Source organism: Mucilaginibacter sp. P4_G9, from assembly GCF_056400985.1.
This window is the reverse complement of sequence record NZ_JBFUKF010000799.1, coordinates 1-1,117: the sequence shown is the minus strand read 5'-3', so window position 1 is coordinate 1,117 and position 1,117 is coordinate 1. Positions and strand designations below refer to the sequence as shown.

The 1,117-nt window shown below is 42.5% G+C and carries 2 protein-coding genes; one reads left to right on the top strand and one right to left on the bottom strand.

Going from position 1 to position 1,117, the window contains the following annotated elements; genetic code table 11:
* Nucleotides 1-210 (top strand): DUF2490 domain-containing protein (locus AC1DPZ_RS27735; RefSeq protein WP_477409599.1); only part of this gene is annotated, 210 nt, incomplete at its 5' end.
* A 113-nt stretch (nt 211-323) separates the two neighbouring features.
* On the opposite strand, the gene AC1DPZ_RS27730 is transcribed toward AC1DPZ_RS27735, so the two are convergent.
* Nucleotides 324-1,061 carry a head GIN domain-containing protein gene (locus tag AC1DPZ_RS27730; protein ID WP_477409597.1) on the bottom strand — a complete coding sequence of 246 codons (738 nt, stop codon included), beginning with the start codon at nt 1,059-1,061 and terminating at the stop codon, nt 324-326.
* Between the last annotated feature and the right edge of the window lie 56 nt (nt 1,062-1,117).

Genomic DNA, 1,117 nt, shown 5'->3' with positions numbered 1-1,117 from the left:
GCCTTACAAAACGAAGTGTTTGTGAACATCCAGAATAAAAACAAAGGGAATAAGCACTTTTTTGATCAAAACCGTGCCTATGTAGCCGTTGGTTACCGTATTAACAAAAAGATTGATGTTGAAACCGGCTACCTTAACCAATACATTAAGCAAGCCGATACGTATACTCTAAATCACGTTGCTCAGTTGGCTTTTTATACAAGGTTTTAGCCTCTAAATCCTCTCCTTTGGAAAGGATTTAAGACAAAATATAAAAAGCGATGGATTTCTCCATCGCTTTTTATATTGACCAATCTTTTTACTCGCTCTCCTTTGCTAAGAAGCTACATCCTGCTCACATCGCCGCTACCAATCTTAGAGCTGCTTACGCTTTTAACGCTGCCGGTGTAGTAAACATCACCCGATCCTACTATCGATGCATCCAGTTTCTGGCTCACATTGACCCTGGCATCGCCCGAACCGGCTATAYGTACCGAAGCCGTATTGGTTGTTAAATCTCTTGCTGTGTAATCACCAGATCCGGCTACGCTTATATTGGAATTATCGGCACTGCCGCTTATCTTGATATCGCCCGAGCCGGCAAGGGTCACGTCTAAATTTTTTACCAAAAGTTTACCGCTTACATCGCCGGAACCTGTTAGTTTCAGTTTAAAAGAATTGCCACGCAAACCTTCCCTGAAAGATACATCGCCCGAACCGGAAAGTGACACACCATTTACTTCTTTAATAGAAACGTAAATCATGATTTTTTTGTGGCCGCCATCAGACCAATGCCAGTCGTTATCGTTTTTGGTGTAAATTTTAAGCGTGCCGCCTTCTACTTCGGTAATGATCCGGTTAATAATATCAGATGGGGCCTGTACCTTAACTGATTCCGTAGATCCCTGGGTGATAACCACATCAAACGAACCAGCAACGCTTACCGAGCTGAACCCGGAAAGGTGGCGATCTTCTGTATTTTGGGTTACCTCGTCGGTTGGGGTATCTGTTTTTGCAACGGTATAGCCTGCAGCACCGGTTACCAAAGCGGCAACCAGTAATATTTTGCTTAGTGATTTCATTTTAATTTATATGTTTTGTGTATATATGACGCAAGATATTTATACAGGTTGCATGG